The organism is Treponema endosymbiont of Eucomonympha sp. (assembly GCF_001028545.1).
In genome coordinates, this window is the sequence record NZ_BBPW01000692.1 from 1 (window position 1) to 433 (window position 433).

The window sequence follows — 433 nt, forward strand, 5'->3', positions numbered from 1 at the left end:
CGCCGCGGCGGAATGCGCCGTACAGCGCGTCCCGCTCGGACACCGGCATTTTGCCGGTAATCAGCGGCGCGGGCAGGGCGCGAGCGATTTTAGAGAGCTGGTCGAGGTACTGCCCGATAACGAGAATTTGGTCGGACGCAAACCGAGCCGTGAGCCGAGCCGCAAGCTCGATTTTCGCGGGGTTGGTGCTGGCGATTCGGTAGCGCTCGCGCGGGGCGGAGACGGCATACGCGATTTCAAGCTCTTTCGGCAGGTCGACGCGGATTTCGACGCACTCGGCTTTCGCTATCCAGCCCGACGCTTCAAGCTCCTTCCACGGCACGTCGTAGCGCTTCGGGCCCACGAGCGAAAACACCATTCCCTGCAAACCGTCCTCGCGCACCAGCGTCGCCGTCAGCCCGAGCCGCCGGATAGCCTGCAGCTCGGCGACGAC

Annotated in this window: 1 protein-coding gene; it reads right to left on the minus strand. The window is 65.4% G+C overall.

Features of this window, described 5'->3' with window-relative positions:
- Nucleotides 1–433: DEAD/DEAH box helicase (locus AWU74_RS08650; protein ID WP_368853474.1), on the minus strand; the 433-nt coding region annotated here is incomplete at both ends.